Origin of the sequence: Wenzhouxiangella sp. XN79A, assembly GCF_012272825.1 — a bacterium.
GTDB lineage: Bacteria > Pseudomonadota > Gammaproteobacteria > Xanthomonadales > Wenzhouxiangellaceae.
The window spans coordinates 20,557-38,438 of the sequence record NZ_JAAWWS010000149.1 but is presented as its reverse complement, the minus strand read 5'-3'; the positions used below and the strand labels follow the sequence as shown (position 1 = coordinate 38,438).

Below are 17,882 nucleotides of genomic sequence, written 5' to 3'. Positions count from 1 at the left end.
CAGCCAAAGCTTGTGGCCGACCAGCAACAGATCGGCCTGCCCCTGGCTTCGCGGATGCATCCGGGGCCACTGTAAACCGCAGCCGGAGCGAGCCCGGCCGCTTCGCAGACACCGGCCCACCGGAGCTCGTCGAAAGCCACTGCCCGTTCCGCCGCCTTTGAAGAGCGCTTTTGCCGCCTTTTGTCGTGACTGACAAAAGAACGCCCCGGCAGGGCCGGGGCGATGGGGTGAATCGCGGCGGAGGTGTGCGTCAGTCGTCCGCACCGGGCGCGGTTTCCGCGATTCGATCGCGGTAGCGCTCGTACAGCTGACGGTGCCTGCTGCGGTCGAGGTCGTATTCCCGGCCGTCGATCCAGACCCGCTCGATCGAGGTCATCGGCTCCAGCGGGTCGCCGTTGGTGACGATCAGGCTGGCGCGCTTGCCGGCGGTGAGCGTGCCCAGCTGGTCGCCGACGCCGACGATCTCGGCGGCCCATTGGGTGACGGACTTCAGCGCTGCGTCCTTCGGCAGGCCGAAGGCGGCCGCGCTGCCGGCCTGGAACGGCAGGTTGCGTGCGTTGGTCGCGCCGAATCCGCCGCCGCCGTCGCCGATCGCGAACTTCACGCCGGCCTCGTTGAGCTTCGCGGCGGCCACGTAGGCCATGTCGTAGGCTTCCCAGCGCCGGGTCGGCATGGTGTAGACGCCGTTGAGAACGACCGGGATGCCGTCGGCGGCCAGGCGGTCGGCGACGTACTGCAGGTCGGGGCCGCCGACCAGCACCACCCGACCGAAATCCTGCTGCTCGGCCCAGTCCAGCGCCGCGTCGATCGCGGCCCGGTTGTCGGCGTGCAGGAACAGCGGGATGGTCCCGTCGAGCACCGGCCCCAGCGCCTCGAGCTGCGCGTTGTGGCGTGGACGCGGTGCGTTGCCGGCTTCGAACGCGGCCTGCGCGCGATGCCAGTGCCGGGCCTGCTCCAGGGTGCGTTCGATCGTGGCCAGGTCCTCGTTGTCGGCGTTGTCGGCCGCGCCGGGCGGGAAGGCGATGTGCATGCCGGCCGGCGCTTCGAGGGTCATGTCTTCCCACGACCAGCCGTCCATCCGCATGACCGCCGACTGGCCTCGAATCAGGCCGCCGGACGGCGCGGTGTGGGTGGTCAGGATGCCGCCGGCCACGCTGACCGGCAGCAGGGCCGAGTCGGGGTTGAACGCGACCTCGGTCCGCAGCGCGGCGTTGATGGCGCCCATTTCGGTGGTGTCGACGGTGCCGGCGACGCTGCCGATTTCGGTCAGGCCGACCGACGACAGCGGGTGGACGAAGCCGGGATAGACGTGCTTGCCGTCGAGCTCGATGACGGTGACGCGCTCGCCGTCGAAGGTGCCGGTCAGTTCGCCGGACGGGCCGATGGCCTCGATCCGCTCGCCGCGGATGATCACCACGCCGTTGTCGATCGGCTCGCCGTCGACCGGATGCACGGTGGCGCCGGTCAGCACGGTCAGCGCGTCGTCCTGGGCGGCCGCGGTGGTGACCACGGCGGCAAGGAGAAGAATGGTCAGTGTCTTCATTGGCGGTTGCCCTTTCTGAAGTCGATGCCGGCGTGCAGGTGGCGGTGGTCGTGGGCGAAGCAGTAGGCGTCGTGGGCCAGCTCCGAGTCGCGGTAGCCGAGCAGGCCGCCGCCGGTGGCTTCGTCGTCTCCGGCCCCCTCGTCGCCGCCGCCCTCGTCGAGCACCATCGCCATCAACTCGCGCCGTTCGGTGTCCAGCGCCTCGCGTCGGGCCAGGTCGGTCTCCCGGTCGAAGTAGCGCCGACCATCGACCCAGGTCTGTTCGACGCGCGAGTAGACCGACAGCGGGTGGCCGTTCCAGATCACGAAGTCGGCGTCCAGGCCTTCGGCGAGACGGCCGGTGCGGTCGCCGACGCCGAGTTGTTCGGCCGGCCCGGTGGTGATCATCTTCAGCGCCTCGTGCGGCTCGACCCCGCCGTAGCGGACGGCCTTGGCCGCTTCGAGGTTCATGCGCCGGGCCAGTTCCGGGTTGTCGGAGTGCAGTCCGGTGAGCACGCCGGCCTCGGCCATCAGCGCCGGGTTGTACGGGATCGCGTCGCTGGCCTCGGCCTTGAAGTTCCACCAGTCGATGAACGTCGAGCCGCCGACGCCGTGCTCGGCCATGCGGCGGGCCAGTTTGTAGCCCTCGAGCACGTGCTGGAAGGTGCCGATGGTGATGCCGAAGCGCTCGGCGACCTCGATCAGCATGACCATTTCGTCGGCCCGGTAGGCGTGCGAGTGGATCCGCAGACTGCCGTCGAGGATCTTGCCGATGGCGTCCAGTTCCAGGTCGGGGCGCGGCGGGACCACATCACGGGCCCGACGGCCCGACGGCATGGCCTCGATCGCGCGCTGATGGTCCTCGGCCAGCTGGAACTTCTCCTCGATGATCTGCGCCACGCCGGAGCGGGTGCCGGGGTAGCGCGGCTCGTCGTTGCTCCAGTTGCTCTGCTTGGGGTTCTCGCCGAGCGCGAACTTGATGCCCGCCGGCGCGGCGTCGAAGATCAGCTCGCGCGGCGATGCGCCCCAGCGGAGCTTGATCACGGCCATCTGGCCGCCGATCGCATTGGCCGAGCCGTGCAGGAGGTTGATCGTGGTCACGCCGCCGGCCAGCTGGCGGTAGATGTTGATCGAATCGGCGTCGATCACGTCTTCGATCCGGACCTGGGCGGTGGAGATGTCGGTGGCCTCGTTGACGCCGCCGATGATCGCGGCGTGCGAGTGGGCGTCGATGATGCCCGGGGTCACGTGCAGGCCGGTGCCGTCGATCTCGAGCGCGCCGCGCGGTGCGCGCAGGTCGCTGCCGACCGCGGCGATCCGGCCGTCCTCGATGACCAGGTCGGCGTTGTCGAGAATGCCGGCGTCGTCGGCGGTCCAGAGCGTGGCATTGCGCACGATCACGGTCTGCGGTTCGGGCGGCGCGTCGATGGTCCAGGCCTCGATGTCGGGCTGGTACTGCGCCGCGGCCGTCGAGCCGGCCAGAGCGACGGCCAGGGTCAGAACGATGCGTTTCATGAGCGGGTCTCCTCCTCGTCGGGGCCGGAGCTGCGCTGGCCGCGGACGGTGAATTCGCCGAACGGACCGCTGCCATTGCCCCGGCCGCGGTCGCCGTCGATGTCCATGTTGATCGAGATCGTGCCGGCGCCGCCGAAGCGCGAGGCGTCGATCCGGATCTGAAGCTGTTTACCGGACACCCGGATCTCGCTGAGCGGGGTCTCGTTGCCCATCGTGTTCAGCGTGCCGTCGAGCGACGACGGCGTGCCGGTCAGCACCAGTTCGGCGTCGACATCGCCCATGCCCGGCAGGCCGAGCGTCAGTGCCCAGGTGCCGACCGGGTCGACCGCCGGTGGTTCGAGCCTGGCCAGTTCGAAGCGCACGCCGTCGATCCAGACTTCGCTGATGGTCGGGGCTTCGGTGAACAGCTCGCCTTCGACGACCACCAGGTTGGCCATGTAGCCGGTCTGGATGCGTCCGGCGCGGTCGGCAATGCCCAGCCATTCGGCCGGCCGCGTGGTCAGGCCGGCCAGCGCCTGGTCGGCCTCCAGGCCGCGCTCGATCGCGGTGGCCAGGCGGGCGAACAGGTCGGTCGGGCCGGACAGGCCGTGGGCGGTGAACAGCACCGGCACCCCGGCTTCGAGCAGGCGGGCCGGGTTCTCCGGTGCGCGGCGCCAGTGGCGGAGCTCTTCGAGCGAGACATCGCGATCGTCGAGGTCATCGACGTCCGGCGCGTCCGGAAAATCCACGGTCAGGATGTGCGGGACGGTGCGCGGGTACTGGTCCAGGCGCTGGTATTCGGCGCCGTGGCCGATCAGCACCAGGTCGATGCTCGGGTCGACCAGGTCGAGGATGCGCAGGCTGTCGTGGGTGTCTCGGCTTTCCATCACCAGCGGCCGGTCGCCGTTCAGCACCGGCGCGAGCGCATCGAGCCCGGGCAGCCACTCGGGCCGGGCCTGGCCCGGTTCGTTCTGCCAGGCGCTGCGTGCGCGCTGCTGCCAGTCCGCGTCGAGCAGGGTCTGGCGGAACAGCGCGACCGAACCCATCAGCGACTGCGGATAGCCGTTGTCGGGACTGCGTTCGTGCAGGTGGCCATGCTGGGCCACGCCGGAGCGCAGTCGATTGCCGCTCAGGCCGCCGTCGCCGAGGTTGGCCAGCACCGACTCGCCGCGCAGCAGCCCGCTGCCGGGCGCGATCAGCGCGGTGGTGAAGCCGGCTCGCCGGTGACCTTCGACGGCGTCGGCGGGCCAGTCGAGGGCCGCGACCGTGACATCCGGCCGGATCAGCGGGTGCCGCCCGGGCGGGGAGTCCGGCGCATCGTCCCGATCGTCGGCGGCGATGACCAGGTAAGGGTCGATCAGCCCGGGGTAGACGGTGATCGGCGGCTGGTCTTCGCCGCGCTCGAACTCGATGATCGCGGCATCGGCCGGGACGTCGACGTCGCCGACCGCCTCGATGATGCCGTTGCGGATCACCAGGGTCGCACCGTCGAGCACCTCGCCGGGCGCGGTCACGACGCGGACGTCGACCAGCGCGTGCGCGTCGGGCAGCGGCTGACGGACTTCGGCGGCCGTGGCGGTCAGCGCGGCCAGCAGCGCGCAGCCGAGGACGGTGAGGCCGGTGGCGGCCTTCGTCCGGAAGGTCGGAATCGGGAATCGCAAGATCCTGCACTCCTGCAGCGGATGGAACCGGGCAACGTAACGGTCGGGCCGTGAGCGTTGCATCGGCCAGAAGTCACGCCTGGACGGAATCAGCGTCGGGTATTGAAAAGAGGCCGGAAACCGCCGATAATAGCGGGCTTCGCTTTTTGTACAGCAGGAATGCCACCATGAAGGCAGGAATCCACCCCGAGTACCGCGAGGTCGTGTTCCAGGACGTGTCCAGCGATTTTTCGTTCAAGACGCGTTCGACGATCCGGACCAAGGACACGATCACGTGGGAAGACGGCAACGAGTACCCGCTCGTCAAGGTCGAGGTCTCGAGCCAGTCGCACCCGTTCTACACCGGCCAGCACAAGATCGTCGATTCCGGCGGGCGCGTCGACCGGTTCAAGCAGCGCTACGGCAAGTCCGGGAAGTAAGCGCTGTCGGCGATGTCCGGGCCGCGCCTCGCGCGGCACGGGCTCGACCGTCCGGGGCCACGTGCCCGGGGTGGGTTGCCACCCCCACGACCGCCCCGGCCGGCATTCCGGTCATCCGGATGCCATGAGGCCTGTGCGATACTTCGCGCAGCCCTCCGCCCCGCGATCCCGGCCCCGGGTTCGTCCGCGATTCCTGCGTGCGCCGGGGGCACTGCGAGGCGATCCAAGCCTTCAACAACGAACCCAAGGAGTGCCATCGTGGCGGAACGCAAGCTGACCCTGAACGACCCGGAATCCGGCAAGAACCTCGATCTTCCGGTCGTCGCCGGCAGCGAGGGGGACCCGACGCTGGACATCAGCGGCCTGCACAAGGAACTCGGCTACTTCACGTTCGACCCCGGTTACGGCACCACCGCCAGCTGCAAGAGCGACATCACCTTCATCGACGGCGGCAAGGGCATCCTGCGCTACCGCGGCTACCCGATCGAGCAACTCGCCGAGCAATCCTCGTTCCTCGAGGTCGCCTACCTGCTGCTGTACGGCGAGCTGCCGAGTGCGGCCGAGTTCACCGGCTTCGAGCGCGACATCACCTACCACACGATGGTGCACGAGAAGCTCAACACCTTCATGCAGGGCTTCCACTACAACGCGCACCCGATGGCCATCCTGTCCGGGGTGGTCGGCTCGATGGCGGCGTTCTACCACGACAAGCTGGACGTCAACGACCCCGAACAGCGCGACCTGGCCGCCAAGCGCCTGATTGCCAAGATGCCGACGATCGCCGCGGCCGCCTACCGCCATTCGCAGGGCTGGCCGAGCGCCTACCCGAAGAACTCGCTGGGCTACTCCGAGCGCTTCCTGCACATGATGTTCTCGGTGCCGGCCGAGCCCTACGAAGTCAACCCGGTGGCGGCCAGGGTGCTGGACCTGCTGTTCATCCTGCACGCCGACCACGAGCAGAACGCGTCGACCTCCACGGTCCGTCTGGTCGGCTCGACCGGCGCCAACCCCTACGCCTGTACGGCGGCCGGCATCGCCGCGCTGTGGGGCCCGGCGCACGGTGGCGCCAACGAGGCGGTGCTGAACATGCTCAACCAGATCGGCACGGTCAGGAACGTGCCCGAGTTCATCAAGCGCGCCAAGGACAAGGACGACCCGTTCCGCCTGATGGGCTTCGGTCATCGCGTCTACAAGAACCACGATCCGCGCGCGACCATCATCCGCAAGGCCTGCCACGATGTGCTGCAGGAACTCGGCAAGCAGGACGAGCTGCTCGACCTGGCGATGAAGCTCGAGGAGATCGCGCTGGAAGACGAATACTTCGTCGACCGCAAGCTCTACCCGAACGTCGATTTCTACTCCGGCATCATCTACAAGGCGCTGGGGATTCCGACCTCGATGTTCACCGCGATGTTCGCGATCGGCCGAACGGTCGGCTGGGTCAGCCAGTGGCTGGAGCAGTCGAACACCCCGACCCGCATCGGTCGGCCGCGCCAGGTCTACACCGGCGCGACCGAACGCGATTACGTGGCGATCGAAAAGCGCTGATCCGGCGCCCGCGGCCCGCGCGGTCGAATCGACGTCTCATGCGCCGGCCTCGAGCCGGCGCGTTTCGTTTCGGGGCCGCTTACCCGTCCGCCAGCGGTTCGCCGATCAGGCGCTCCACCTCGCCGACCCCCGCGCGTCGCTGCGGTCGGCCGTCGACCGGGTCCGGCGGTGGCTGGCGCCACGCCGCGCCGGCCATCAGCGCCAGTTCGAAGACCTGGCCGTCGGCCTCGACCACGACCAGATCGAGGTCGCGGAAGCTGGCGTCGTGCCAGCGGATCCGGCGGGTTTCCTGCTCGAACGGCAGCCGGTTGCGCATCAGGAACTGGACCACCTCGTCCGGCGTCTCGCAGAACAGGTGCAGGGTGATCCGGGAATGGTGGTCGGCGGTGCCTTCCAGGACCGGGCCGACCAGCTTCGGCCGGAACCGCTCGAAGAACTTCATCGCCTCGATCGCCGCGGTCCGCAGCTGCTGCACGGCCGAGCGATGGGCTTCGCCGCCGTACAGCGCCTGGTAGCGCTTGAGCTCGGCCTCGACCTCGCTGTTCGACGGCAGTCCGCCGTGGACCGCCACACCGAGTCGATGGGCTGCCTTCTCCTTGGCGCTGAGGTAGTTGCGCTGGCCCTCGGTGGCCAGGATCCGGGCCGCTTCGAAGGCGACCTCCTGACGGCGCCGATCGCTGGACCGGGCCTGGTTGCGTCCGCGGCGTGTACCCAAGGTGAACCTCCGGAAACGACGGTGGGCGGGAACCCCAGTATGCGCGACGGCGCGTCGGCGGTCAGTAGATCTCGTAGGGGTCGGCGTCCTCGGCCTCGGCGTTCGGGTCGACGGTCTCCTGCAGCGGCGGCAGGTTGCCGGCCGGGAACCACTCCTGGATCGCGCCCGGCGTGCCGGGCCGGACCCGAAGCCCCGTGACCGGGTCGATCGCCGCCTGGACGATGCCGATCGGAATGCGGCGCTCGGTTTCCGGCACGCCGTCGAGCGCGACCTGCATGTAGTCGACCCAGATCGGCAGCGCGGTGCGGCCACCCTGTTCATAACGACCGAGTTCCTCGTTGCCGTCCATGCCGACCCAGACCGTGGTCACCAGCGCATCGTTGAAGCCGGCGAACCAGGTGTCGCGCTGGTCGTTGGTGGTGCCGGTCTTGCCGGCCAGGTCGTCGCGGCCCAGGGCCAGTGCGCGTCGGCCGGTGCCGCCGGTGATCACGTCGCTCATCATCGAGCGGATCAGCCAGGCAGTCTGCGGCGACAGCACCTGCTCGGCGTGCAGCGGGACCGGCGGGCCGGCCAGTTCCATCGCCGGCGTTTCGGCCTCCGGCGCGTCGGTCGGGGCCGTGTCGCCGGGCAGCAGCTCGAGCGACCGCAGGCCTTCCGACGAGGCGTCCGGTTCCGCGACCGCCGCTTCCGCTCGATCGGGCTGCGGCGAAGGGCAGTCCGCGCAGACCCGGGGCCGACGCGGCAGGTCCAGCTCCCGGTTCTCGATGTCGCGGATGGCGAGAATGAAGTGGGGCTCGATCCGGTAGCCGCCGTTGGCGAACACGGCGTAGGCCGCGGCCAGGTCCAGCGGCGTGATCGAGGCCGAGCCCAGCGCCATCGACGGGCCGTTCGGGATCTCGTTGCGGTCGAAGCCGAAGTCGGTCACGTAGTCGATCGCGCGTGGCAGGCCGAGGTCCATCACCAGTCGGACGCTGATCAGGTTGCGCGAGTGGACCATGCCTTCGCGCAGTCGAGTCGGCCCGAAGAACCGCTCGGAGAAATTCTGCGGCTTCCAGGTGCGTTCCTGCGACGGATCGTCGAACACCACCGGCGCGTCGTTGACCAGGCTGGCCGGGGTGTAGCCGGCGTCGAGCGCGGCGGAATAGATGAAGGGCTTGAACGCCGAGCCCGGCTGCCGCCGGCTCTGGGTCGCGCGGTTGAACTGGCTGGCCGCGAAGTCCAGCCCGCCGACCAGCGCGACGACCTCGCCGCTGTCGGGCTTGAGCGAAACCAGCGCCGCCTGCGCCTCCGGAACCTGGGCCAGGCGCCAGCCTTCCGGGTGTTCGCGCAGCCGGACCCGATCGCCGACCGCCAGGATGTCGCCGACCGCAGACGGGCTGGCACCCAGCGCGTCGCGGCCGAGAAACGGTCGGGCCCACTCGATGCGACCGAGCAGCAGGGTGGCTTCGCGCCCGTCGACCAGCAGCAGGCGGGCCTGTTCGGGCTCGACTTCGAGCACCACGGCCGGAATCAGGTCGCCGATCGACGGCAGGTCGCGCAGCTGGGCCAGCACTGCTTCGCGGTCGTCCAGCCGTTCGGGCTCGATCCGGCCCTCGGCGTCGCGCCAGCCGTGGCGCTTGTCGTAGGCGTCGAGGCCGTCCTGGATGGCCCGGTCGGCGGCGCGCTGCAGCTCGCCGACCACCGTGGTGACGATCTCGTAGCCGCCGGTATAGGCCTCGCTGGCGCCGAACCGCTCGACCGCCTCCCGGCGCACGATTTCGGCCACCCACGGTGCATCGAGCTCACGCTGCGGCCCGTGCAGGCGCGCGCGATCGGGCGTGTTGCTCGCCTCGCGCCATTCGGCTTCGCTGATGAAGCCCTCGGCCAGCATCCGGTCGAGCACGTAGCCGCGCCGAGCGGTGGCGGCTTCCGGATTGCTGACCGGGTTGTCGCGCGACGGCGCCTTCGGCAGTCCGGCGATCATCGCCATTTCGGCCAGGGTCAGCTCGTCGATGGTCTTGCCGTAGTAGATCTGCGCCGCCGCACCCACGCCATAGGCGCGCTGGCCGAGGAATTCCTTGTTCAGGTAGAGCTCGAAGATTTCGTCCTTCTCGAGTTCGCGCTCGATCTTGACGGCCAGGAAGATCTCGCGGATCTTGCGTGTCACCGAAAATTCATTGGTCAGGAAGAAACGGCGGGCAACCTGCTGGGTGATCGTGCTCCCGCCGGGGACCCGGCGCTGGCCGAGATAGCGGGCGTAGCCGACCACGCCGCGCAGCGTTCCGACGACGTCGATGCCGAAATGGTTGTAGAAGCCGTCGTCTTCGGCGGCCAGGAAGGCCTGCCGTTGAAGCTCGGGAATTTCCTCGATACTCAAGGGGATGCGGCGCTGTTCGCCGATCTCGGCCATCAGCTCGCCCTCGGCCGAATACACCCGGAGCGGCACCTGCAGTTCCACGTCCCGAAGGGTCTCTACGTCGGGCAGCGACGGCCAGATCAGCGCCCACAGGACCGTGAAGCCGATCACGCCCAGCAGCAACCCGAGAAAAAACAGTCGGATAGAAAACTTAATTAGAGACTTTATTCTTGGCATGGAGTATGATAAACCTTGCATCCGACGGCTCGACCGGGCCGGATCGACGGGTCGCCACGGTTCGAACGTGGGGCTCGATGCCGGGATTGGACCACGGCATGCAGGGATCGATCCGCGCGGGTTGGGACAATTATCGGTGCTGACGGCGGATTCGCCAAGCGCCGATCGGTCCGGAAGGGGGGCGACCGGGCCAACGAGTGCGATTTCGCATGGGAGTCGAACGGGGGACGGAAGGCAACGCAGGTGCGAGGCGAGCCGTAGTCCTCGATCGCGTACCGGCACCGAATCAACAATATCCGGGGAACGGTCTTGAACATATTCAAACGATCAGCGCCGCCCATGATCGGGGTGGACATCGGAACCAGCAGCGTCAAGGTGCTGCAGCTCAGCCGCGCCGGCTCGAGCTACCGCGTCGAGCACGTGGCGGTCGAGCCGCTTCCGGAGGGCGCCTACGCGGAACACAGCATCAACAAGATCGACGAAGTCGGCGAAGCGCTGAAGGCCGCGGTCAAGCGCAGCGGCACCAAGGCCAAGCACTGCGCGATCGCGGTGTCCGGTTCGGCGGTGATCACCAAGATCATCAATCTGCCCAGCGACCTCGGCGAGGACGAGATCGAAGGCCAGATCGAGATCGAAGCCGGCCAGTACATCCCGTATCCCCGCGACGAGGTCAGCCTGGATTTCGAAGTGCTCGGCAAGTCCGGCCGCAATGCCGACCTGGTCGAAATCCTGCTGGCCGCGTCCAAGACCGAATACGTCGACGCCCGCCAGGCCGTGGCCGAGATGGCCGGGCTGACCGCCCGGGTCGTCGATGTCGAGGCGTTCGCCATCGCCAATGCCTTCGAGCTGGTCCGCAAGCGCGAGGCGATCGACGACAGCAGCGTGATCGCGGTGCTCGACATCGGCGACGTGCGCTCGTCGCTGAACGTGCTGCGCGGCGGCCGCTCGATCTACTACCGCGACCATCCGTTCGGTGGCCGCGACCTGCGCGAGGAAACGATGCGCCGCTACGGTCTGGACGAAGAACAGTCCCAGTTCTGGAAGCGCGGCGAGGAGCCGCCGGCCGGATTCGATGATGAAGTCCTCGAACCGTACCGCCAGAACATCATCCAGCAGATCGGACGGGCGCTGCAGTTCTTCTCGTCCAGCCGCGACTACGCCAGCATCGGCACCCTGTACCTGGCCGGTGGCGGCGCCGCGGTCGAAGGGCTGGCCGAGGCCGTTTCGGGCGAGCTTGGCATGAACGCCGAAATCGCCGATCCGCTGAAGAACCTGAAGCTGGCGCCTCGAATCAGCGCGGGCGCCCTGGAATCCATCCGGCCATCGCTGGTGACGGCGACCGGGCTGGCATTGCGGGGAGTTCAATAATGCGCCAAATCAACCTGTTGCCGTGGCGCGAAGAACAGCGCCAGGAACGGCAGAGAAACTTCCTGATCACGATGGCCGTGGTCGCCGCGATCGCCGCCGGTGGCGTGTTCGCGGTCAAGTCGTATTTCGACGGCCAGATCTCGGGCCAGAACGCGCGCAACAACTACCTGCGCGCCGAGATCGCCAAGCTCGATCAGCAGATCGCCCGGATCGAACAGCTCGACGAGACCCGCCAGCGACTGATCGACCGCAAGGACGTCATCGAGGATCTCCAGTCGAACCGCACCTTGATGGTGCACCTGTTCGAGCAGCTGGTCCGCACGGTCCCCGAAGGTATCCGGCTGCTGACCGTACAGCAGGCCGGTGACCTCCTGACCATCGACGGTACCGCGCAGTCCAGCGCGCGGGTTTCGACCTACCTGCGCAACCTCGAGTCCTCGGCGTTCCTGCACGACCCGACGCTGCGGATCGTCGAGGCCGCGGCCGAGGAAACCGATCGCGAACTGCCGTATCGCTTCTCCGTCCGGGCCCGGCTGGCCTCGCCCGAGCGCAACGACACCGAGGAGGCGACCGCGCCATGAATCTTCAGGAAATCCGCGATCTGGACTTCAACGACCTCGGCGGTGCCTCGACCGGCGCCAAGGCCTTTCTGCTGATCGTCATCGCCGTGGCGATCCTGGCGGCCGGTTACTGGTTCATCGTCAAGGACCAGCGCACGCAGCTGCAGAGCGTCGAGCGCACCGAGACCGAATTGCGCAACGAATTCGAGAACAAGCAGCGCAAGGCCGCTTCGCTGTCGGTCTACGAGCAGCAACTCGACGAAATGCGCGTGATGCTGCGCAGCCTGCTGCGCCAGCTGCCGAGCCGCACGGAGATGCCGGACCTGCTGGTCGACATCTCGCAGACGGCGCTGGCCTCGGGCATCGAGACCGAACTGTTCGAGCCGCGCGGCGAAGTCCTCAAGGACTTCTACGCCGAACTGCCGATCGCGATCCGCATGAGCGGCTCGTATCACCAGTTCGGCAGCTTCGTCAGCGGCGTCGCGTCGCTGTCGCGGGTCGTCATCCTGACCATGCAGGACATCGAGCTCGAGCCGGTCGAAGGCCGGCCCGGCACGCTGCGCATGGAAGGCACGGTGACGACCTACCGCTATCTCGATGACAGCGAGGAAACCGACCTGCTGCTGGAGGGAGAGTCCTGATGCGATCGAATCACACCCTGATGCTGGGACTGGCCGCATCGCTGCTGCTGGTGGGCTGCGGACGCGGCACCGACGACCTCGAACAGTGGGTCGCCCAGACCCTGGCGCGTCCGGCCGGGCCGGTCGATCCGATTCCGACCGTCGCGGTACCCGAAACGGTGACCTACGACGCCTACGACCTGCGCGACCCGTTCATGCGGCCGCGCCCCGAGGACGCCGGGGAATCCGACGCCGAGGACGGCGCAGCGGTGGCCTCCGGTCCCCGGCCCGATCCGGACCGTCGTCGCGAGTACCTCGAGCGCTTTCCGCTCGACAGCCTCGACATGGTCGGCACGATCGAGATCGACGATCAGGTCTTCGGCCTGATCTCCGATTCCGAAGGCACCATCCATCGCGTCCGCGAGGGCAACTACCTGGGACAGAACCATGGTCGGATCCTGCAGGTGACCCTGTCGGGCATCCAGGTCGTCGAACTGGTGCCGGACGGCGCCGACGGCTGGATGGAACGCGACGCCTCCATCGCCCTGGGCGATGAATCCACCCTGTGACGGTGACCGCCATGAACAAAGCACAGAGAATTCGAGTTATGAACAGCCACGCAGGGAACGCAACAGGGAGCCTGAATATGAACTGCACCAAGCGCATCACGGTACTCCTGGCCGGATTGATCTGGCTGTGGGCCGGGCCGGTGAGCGCGGCGACGGTCACCGATGTTCGCGTCAGCGACGAAGGCGACCAGTTGCGCTTCATCCTGACCCATGACGAAGCAGCCGCCGAACCGACCGTGTTCACCACCGATCAGCCGCCACGCATCGTGCTCGAGCTTCCAGGCACCGCCAGCAGCGTGCCCGGCGGCGAAACCACGGTCGGCGTGGGGCCGGTCAAGAGCTATATGGCGCTGTCGTCCGGCGACCGGACCCGCCTGGTCGTCGACCTGTCGCGGCAGGTCGGCTACGACGTCAGCGTCGACGGAAACCGGGTGGTGCTGTCGGTCGATGCCGGCGGCGGCGCCAGTCGTCCGGCGATGACGGCTGCAAGCAGCGGCGGTGCCTCCACCGGCGTCGAGGGCATCGATTTCCGGCGCGGCAGCGGCGGCGAGAGCCGGGTGCTGGTCGACCTGGGTCGGCCGGGCGTCGACATCTCGGTCGACGAGCGCGCCGGTCAGCTGCGAGTGACCTTGTTCGACGCCACCTTGCCGGACGGTCGGATGCAGCGTCTCGACGTCGCCGACTTCGCCACCCCGGTGCAGATGATCACGCCGGAGGCGCGCGGCAACAACGTTCGCCTGAATCTCGACATCGACGGCCCGTTCACTCACCTCGCCTACCAGTCCGAAGATCAGCTGGTCATCGAGGTCGCGCGCCCCGAGGCCGAGGCCGAAGTCGACCGCGAGCTGGAATTCTTCCAGGAGCGCGAGTACACCGGCGAGCGGATCACGCTGAACTTCCAGGACATTGCGGTCCGCTCGGTGCTGCAGTTGATCGCCGATATTTCCGACCTGAACATCGTGGTCTCCGACTCGGTGACCGGCAACCTGACGCTGCGCCTGACCAACGTGCCGTGGGACCAGGCGCTGGACATCGTGCTCGAGACCCGCAACCTCGACATGCGCGAGTCGGGCAATGTGCGCTGGGTCGCGCCGACCGCCGAGATCGCCGCGCGGGAGCAGCAGATCCTGCGTGCCCGCGCCGAGCGCCAGGAGCTGGAGCCGCTGCGGACCGTGCTGATCCCTGTCAGCTACGCCGATTCCGAAGCGCTGGCCGAGCTGATCCAGGCCTCGGTCGACTCCGGCGGTGAAGGCGGCGTCGGCCTGTTGTCCGAGCGCGGCTCGGTCACCATCGACCGCCGCACCAACACGCTGCTGGTCACCGACACCGCTGAACAGATCCAGGCCGTGCGCGACCTGGTCACCGAGCTCGACCGCCCGGTGCGCCAGGTCCTGATCGAATCGCGCATCGTGATCGCGCGCTCCGACTTCAACCACGAGCTGGGCGTTCGCTTCGGCGTGACCGGCACCCAGGACGTCAACAACAACCTGCTGTCGCTGTCGGGTTCGAACCTGGCCACCGACCGGATCAGCAACGTTGCGCTGGCCCGCCGGACCCTGCTCGGCCAGCGCGCCGGGCGCCCGGCCTTCCTGGCCGATGCCGACCCGGGCGACCCGATCACGGTCGGCACCGACGGCATCGCCGTGCCGACGCTGGAAGACCGCCTGAACGTCAACCTGCCGGTGTCCAACCCGGCCGGCGCGCTGGGCATCAGCTTCCTGGCCAACAACTTCCTGCTCGACCTGGAGCTGTCGGCGCTGGAAGCGCAGGGCGAGGGCGAGGTCATCTCGACGCCGCGCGTGATCGCGGCCAATGGCCAGGAATCGTTCATCCAGCAGGGTGTCGAGATTCCGTTCGAAGAAGCCACGACCGCCGGCGCCACCTCGGTGGAGTTCAAGGAGGCCGTGCTCGAGCTGCGGGTGACTCCGCTGATCACGCCGGACAACCGGGTCCAGCTGGCGCTGGCGATCAAGCAGGACACCGTCGGTGAGATCTTCCAGACCGGCCGCGGCGGCTCGGTGCCGTCGATCGACACCCGCGAGCTGGGCACCAGCGTACTGGTCGAGAACGGCCAGACCCTGGTTCTCGGCGGCATCTTCCAGGAAGAGCGCAACTTCAACACCACCAAGGTGCCGATGCTCGGCGACGTGCCGGTGCTCGGAACGCTGTTCCGCCGCCGGGCGACCCAGGACGAGAAGCGTGAACTGCTGATCTTCATCACGCCGAACATCCTCGACGACCAGGTCCGCGTCGACTGACCGTCGATTTCGACCCCGATCCGGGGCCCGGGGCGCACGCGCTCCGGGCCCGTTTCGTTGCGGAGTACGTCGTCCTGGACCCGAACCGCCCTCATTCACCGGCCGCCGAGCGCAATCGAGCGCCCCTGCTCGCCGTGCTGCGCGCCGTGCTGCCCGAATCGGCCGACGTGCTCGAGGTCGGCGCCGGCACCGGTCAGCACGCCGACCATTTCAGCGAACGCATGCCGGGCTGGCGATGGTGGCCGACCAACGCGCCGGCCGAGCAGGCTACGCTGGAGGCCGGCCTGGCCGGGATCGAGCGGCCCAACCTGCGGGCGCCGGCGGTGCTGGACGTGTTCGGTCGCTGGCCCGAGCTGCGGTTCGACGCGGTGGTTTCGGCCAACACCGCGCATATTCTTTCCGAGGCCGGCGTCCGCGCCCTGTTCGGCGGTGCGGCCAGTGTGCTCCGGGCCGATGGACGACTGGTGCTCTACGGACCGTTCCGTCGCGCCGGCCGCCACACCGCCGAGTCCAATGCGCGCTTCGACGAATCGCTGCGTGCGCGCGCTCCGCACATGGGCATCCGCGACCTGGGCGAAATCGACCGCTGGGCGGCGGCCGTCGGCCTGCAGCGGATTGCGGAACTCGCGATGCCGGCCAACAATCTCACCCTGGTCTTCGACCGCAGGAATCCCGCCGATGAATCTTGACCAACCCCTGACCCCGATCGAACACTGGGACGAACTCCTCGACCGCGCCCGTGCCCTGCTCCACGGCGAGTCGCACCCGATCGCCAACGCGGCCAACCTGGCCGCGCTGGTCTTTCACTCCCTGAAGGACCTGAACTGGGCCGGGTTCTATTTCAGCGAGGGCGAGGAGCTGGTCGTCGGCCCGTTCCAGGGGCTGCCGGCCTGCGTCCGGATTCCGTTCGGGCGAGGCGTCTGCGGGACCGCGGCGGCCGAGCGGCGCACCCAGCGCGTGGCCGACGTGCACGCCTTCGACGGTCACATCGCCTGCGACGTCAACTCGCGTTCGGAAATCGTCGTGCCGCTGGTGCGCAGCGACCGCGTGATCGGCGTGCTGGATATCGACAGTCCGCTGCCCGGGCGGTTCGACCAGGCCGACCAGGCCGGCTTCGAGGCACTGGCGGCGATCTACGTCGCGTCCCTGGACGGCTGAAACCGATCGGCGGCGCGGGCGCGCCCGTCATCGTCGATGGTCAGCACGTGCGCACTGCCCACCGAGACCGGCATCAGCATGCCGGTCCAGGCCCGGCTGAGCTGCTCCAGCCCGGGGTTGTGGCCGATCAGCAGCAGGTCGCCGGTCCGTTCGCCGAGCAGGTCGAACAGCGTATCCAGCGAGGCGTTCCACAGCCGTCGGTCCTCGACCACTTCGCCCCGGTGCCAGCCGGCCAGCGCGCGATCGGCCGTTTCGCGCGTGCGCTTGGCCGGCGACACGCGGACCTCGATGCCCCGCCACTCGGGGTGCTGCTGCAACCAGCGGTTGACCTGGTCGGCCTGGGTCCGGCCCTGTCGGGTCAGCGCGCGATCGATATCGCCCTGCCCGGGCTCCGGCGGACCGGCCTCGGCATGGCGCAGCAGGATCACGGTCCGGGCCGTCATGCCGGCGGAAGATGCGCCAGCAGCGCGTCGGTATCGAGGTTGCCGCCCGACAGCACCACGCCGACCCGTTGCCCGGCGAAGCGTTCGGAATGCGCCGCCACCGCGGCCAGCGCCACCGCGCCCGACGGCTCGATGACCTGCTTGAGCCGATGCCACAGCAGGCCCATCGCCGACCGGATGCCGTCTTCGGATACGGTCAGGATCGGCACGTCGGCGGCCGAGAGGATCGCGAAATTGCGTTGACCGAGCAGCGCCCGCAGGCCGTCGGCGATGGTCTGCGGGTGATGATCCTCGACCCGCCGGCCAGCGGCCAGCGAGCGCTGGGCATCGTCGGCGCCGAGCGGCTCGGCGCCGATCACCTGGACGTCCGGCGCGCGCTCGGCAACGGCCCGGACGATGCCGGCAAGCATCCCGCCGCCACCGATCGGTGCCACGATGCAGTCCAGCGCCTCGACCTGCTCGAGCAACTCCAGCGCCAGCGTGCCCTGGCCGGCGATGATGTCGTCGTGGTCGTAGGGCGGAATGGCGACGAAGCCCCGGTCCACCCAGTCGGCCAGACCGGCCTCGCGGGCGGCCTGGTTCGGGGCGCAGAAGTGCACCTGGCCACCGTGCGCGCGGACGGCCTCGATCTTGGTGCGCACGGCGTTTTCGGGCATCACGACGTGCGCCTCGAGGCCGCGGGCGCGGGCGGCGGCCGCCAGCGCCGCGCCGTGGTTGCCCGACGAGTGGGTCGCCACGCCGCGGATCCCGTCGTCGAGACGGGCGAGAGCATTCGACGCGCCGCGGTACTTGAACGAGCCGGTCACCTGCAGGTGTTCGGCCTTGAAGTGCAGTCGGCAGCCCAGCTGCGCGTCCAGCGCCGGCTCGAGCAGCACCGGGGTGCGCCGAACCACGCCGCTGAGTCGGGCGGCGGCCCGGAGCGGCGACGGGAGAGCGATGTCGGGAACGACGGCCATCTCTTTATACTACCGGCTTC

At 68.7% G+C, this 17,882-nt stretch carries 16 protein-coding genes; 9 read left to right on the top strand and 7 right to left on the bottom strand.

The features are described from left to right. Positions 1 to 250: 250 nt before the first annotated feature. Genes HFP89_RS09045 through HFP89_RS09035 form a run of 3 tightly spaced genes read right to left on the bottom strand, consistent with a single transcriptional unit; the run spans position 251 to position 4,676 of the window. On the bottom strand, positions 251 to 1,543 hold the full coding sequence (locus HFP89_RS09045; RefSeq protein ID WP_168717335.1) for an amidohydrolase family protein: 1,293 nt from the start codon (positions 1,541 to 1,543) through the stop codon (positions 251 to 253). Then, complete coding sequence (locus HFP89_RS09040) at positions 1,540 to 3,036, bottom strand: amidohydrolase family protein (RefSeq protein ID WP_168717334.1); 1,497 nt, start codon at positions 3,034 to 3,036, stop codon at positions 1,540 to 1,542. The genes HFP89_RS09045 and HFP89_RS09040 overlap by 4 nt, the downstream gene beginning before the upstream one ends. After that, complete coding sequence (locus tag HFP89_RS09035; RefSeq protein ID WP_168717333.1) at positions 3,033 to 4,676, bottom strand: amidohydrolase family protein; 1,644 nt, start codon at positions 4,674 to 4,676, stop codon at positions 3,033 to 3,035. The genes HFP89_RS09040 and HFP89_RS09035 overlap by 4 nt, the downstream gene beginning before the upstream one ends. Before the next feature lie 167 nt (positions 4,677 to 4,843). Between HFP89_RS09035 and HFP89_RS09030 the strand changes: the two genes are divergently transcribed. Next, positions 4,844 to 5,095: a type B 50S ribosomal protein L31 gene (locus tag HFP89_RS09030; protein ID WP_168717332.1), complete on the top strand. Its 252-nt coding sequence runs from the start codon at positions 4,844 to 4,846 to the stop codon at positions 5,093 to 5,095. A 258-nt stretch (positions 5,096 to 5,353) separates the two neighbouring features. Then, positions 5,354 to 6,643, top strand: coding sequence for a citrate synthase (locus HFP89_RS09025; RefSeq protein ID WP_346775220.1), 1,290 nt, complete (start codon positions 5,354 to 5,356; stop codon positions 6,641 to 6,643). Between the two features lie 79 nt (positions 6,644 to 6,722). Here the strand turns inward: HFP89_RS09025 and HFP89_RS09020 are convergent, their stop codons facing one another. Together HFP89_RS09020 and HFP89_RS09015 are read right to left on the bottom strand one after the other, a co-directional pair. Next, complete coding sequence (locus tag HFP89_RS09020) at positions 6,723 to 7,358, bottom strand: hypothetical protein (protein WP_168717330.1); 636 nt, start codon at positions 7,356 to 7,358, stop codon at positions 6,723 to 6,725. Positions 7,359 to 7,419: 61 nt separating this feature from the next. Further along, on the bottom strand, positions 7,420 to 9,930 hold the full coding sequence (locus tag HFP89_RS09015) for a penicillin-binding protein 1A (protein WP_168717329.1): 2,511 nt from the start codon (positions 9,928 to 9,930) through the stop codon (positions 7,420 to 7,422). Positions 9,931 to 10,269: 339 nt separating this feature from the next. Here HFP89_RS09015 and pilM point away from each other — a divergent pair, with 339 nt between their 5' ends. The 7 genes from pilM to HFP89_RS08980 all read left to right on the top strand — a co-directional run bounded on the left by pilM (position 10,270) and on the right by HFP89_RS08980 (position 16,463). After that, positions 10,270 to 11,298, top strand: coding sequence for a type IV pilus assembly protein PilM (gene pilM / locus HFP89_RS09010; protein ID WP_168717328.1), 1,029 nt, complete (start codon positions 10,270 to 10,272; stop codon positions 11,296 to 11,298). After that, on the top strand, positions 11,298 to 11,879 hold the full coding sequence (locus tag HFP89_RS09005) for a PilN domain-containing protein (RefSeq protein WP_168717327.1): 582 nt from the start codon (positions 11,298 to 11,300) through the stop codon (positions 11,877 to 11,879). Before pilM ends, HFP89_RS09005 begins: the two co-directional genes overlap by 1 nt. Further along, the gene (gene pilO / locus HFP89_RS09000) at positions 11,876 to 12,499 is read left to right on the top strand and encodes a type 4a pilus biogenesis protein PilO (protein ID WP_168717326.1); all 624 of its coding nucleotides are present in this window, start codon (positions 11,876 to 11,878) and stop codon (positions 12,497 to 12,499) included. The genes HFP89_RS09005 and pilO overlap by 4 nt, the downstream gene beginning before the upstream one ends. Then, positions 12,499 to 13,047 carry a pilus assembly protein PilP gene (locus HFP89_RS08995; RefSeq protein ID WP_168717325.1) on the top strand — a complete coding sequence of 183 codons (549 nt, stop codon included), beginning with the start codon at positions 12,499 to 12,501 and terminating at the stop codon, positions 13,045 to 13,047. The genes pilO and HFP89_RS08995 overlap by 1 nt, the downstream gene beginning before the upstream one ends. Before the next feature lie 77 nt (positions 13,048 to 13,124). Beyond that, positions 13,125 to 15,305 (top strand): type IV pilus secretin PilQ, encoded by a 2,181-nt coding sequence (locus HFP89_RS08990; protein WP_168717324.1) that lies wholly within the window; start codon positions 13,125 to 13,127, stop codon positions 15,303 to 15,305. Between the two features lie 74 nt (positions 15,306 to 15,379). Beyond that, positions 15,380 to 15,994: a DUF938 domain-containing protein gene (locus HFP89_RS08985; RefSeq protein WP_168717352.1), complete on the top strand. Its 615-nt coding sequence runs from the start codon at positions 15,380 to 15,382 to the stop codon at positions 15,992 to 15,994. After that, complete coding sequence (locus HFP89_RS08980) at positions 15,984 to 16,463, top strand: GAF domain-containing protein (RefSeq protein ID WP_168717323.1); 480 nt, start codon at positions 15,984 to 15,986, stop codon at positions 16,461 to 16,463. Before HFP89_RS08985 ends, HFP89_RS08980 begins: the two co-directional genes overlap by 11 nt. On the opposite strand, the gene HFP89_RS08975 is transcribed toward HFP89_RS08980, so the two are convergent. Further along, positions 16,439 to 16,906, bottom strand: a complete 468-nt coding sequence (locus HFP89_RS08975; RefSeq protein WP_168717322.1) for a histidine phosphatase family protein — start codon at positions 16,904 to 16,906, stop codon at positions 16,439 to 16,441. The two genes, HFP89_RS08980 and HFP89_RS08975, sit on opposite strands and share 25 nt — an antisense overlap. After that, on the bottom strand, positions 16,903 to 17,862 hold the full coding sequence (locus HFP89_RS08970; protein WP_168717321.1) for a threonine/serine dehydratase: 960 nt from the start codon (positions 17,860 to 17,862) through the stop codon (positions 16,903 to 16,905). Before HFP89_RS08970 ends, HFP89_RS08975 begins: the two co-directional genes overlap by 4 nt. Positions 17,863 to 17,882: the final 20 nt, after the last annotated feature.

Coding starts and splice junctions, on each gene's coding strand:
- HFP89_RS09045 (WP_168717335.1), bottom strand. CDS start 1,543: ATGAAGACACTGACCATTCTTCTCCTTGCCGCCGTGGTCACCACCGCG.
- HFP89_RS09040 (WP_168717334.1), bottom strand. CDS start 3,036: ATGAAACGCATCGTTCTGACCCTGGCCGTCGCTCTGGCCGGCTCGACG.
- HFP89_RS09030 (WP_168717332.1), top strand. CDS start 4,844: ATGAAGGCAGGAATCCACCCCGAGTACCGCGAGGTCGTGTTCCAGGAC.
- HFP89_RS09015 (WP_168717329.1), bottom strand. CDS start 9,930: ATGCCAAGAATAAAGTCTCTAATTAAGTTTTCTATCCGACTGTTTTTT.
- pilM (WP_168717328.1), top strand. CDS start 10,270: ATGATCGGGGTGGACATCGGAACCAGCAGCGTCAAGGTGCTGCAGCTC.
- HFP89_RS09005 (WP_168717327.1), top strand. CDS start 11,298: ATGCGCCAAATCAACCTGTTGCCGTGGCGCGAAGAACAGCGCCAGGAA.
- pilO (WP_168717326.1), top strand. CDS start 11,876: ATGAATCTTCAGGAAATCCGCGATCTGGACTTCAACGACCTCGGCGGT.
- HFP89_RS08995 (WP_168717325.1), top strand. CDS start 12,499: ATGCGATCGAATCACACCCTGATGCTGGGACTGGCCGCATCGCTGCTG.
- HFP89_RS08990 (WP_168717324.1), top strand. CDS start 13,125: ATGAACTGCACCAAGCGCATCACGGTACTCCTGGCCGGATTGATCTGG.
- HFP89_RS08980 (WP_168717323.1), top strand. CDS start 15,984: ATGAATCTTGACCAACCCCTGACCCCGATCGAACACTGGGACGAACTC.
- HFP89_RS08975 (WP_168717322.1), bottom strand. CDS start 16,906: ATGACGGCCCGGACCGTGATCCTGCTGCGCCATGCCGAGGCCGGTCCG.
- HFP89_RS08970 (WP_168717321.1), bottom strand. CDS start 17,862: ATGGCCGTCGTTCCCGACATCGCTCTCCCGTCGCCGCTCCGGGCCGCC.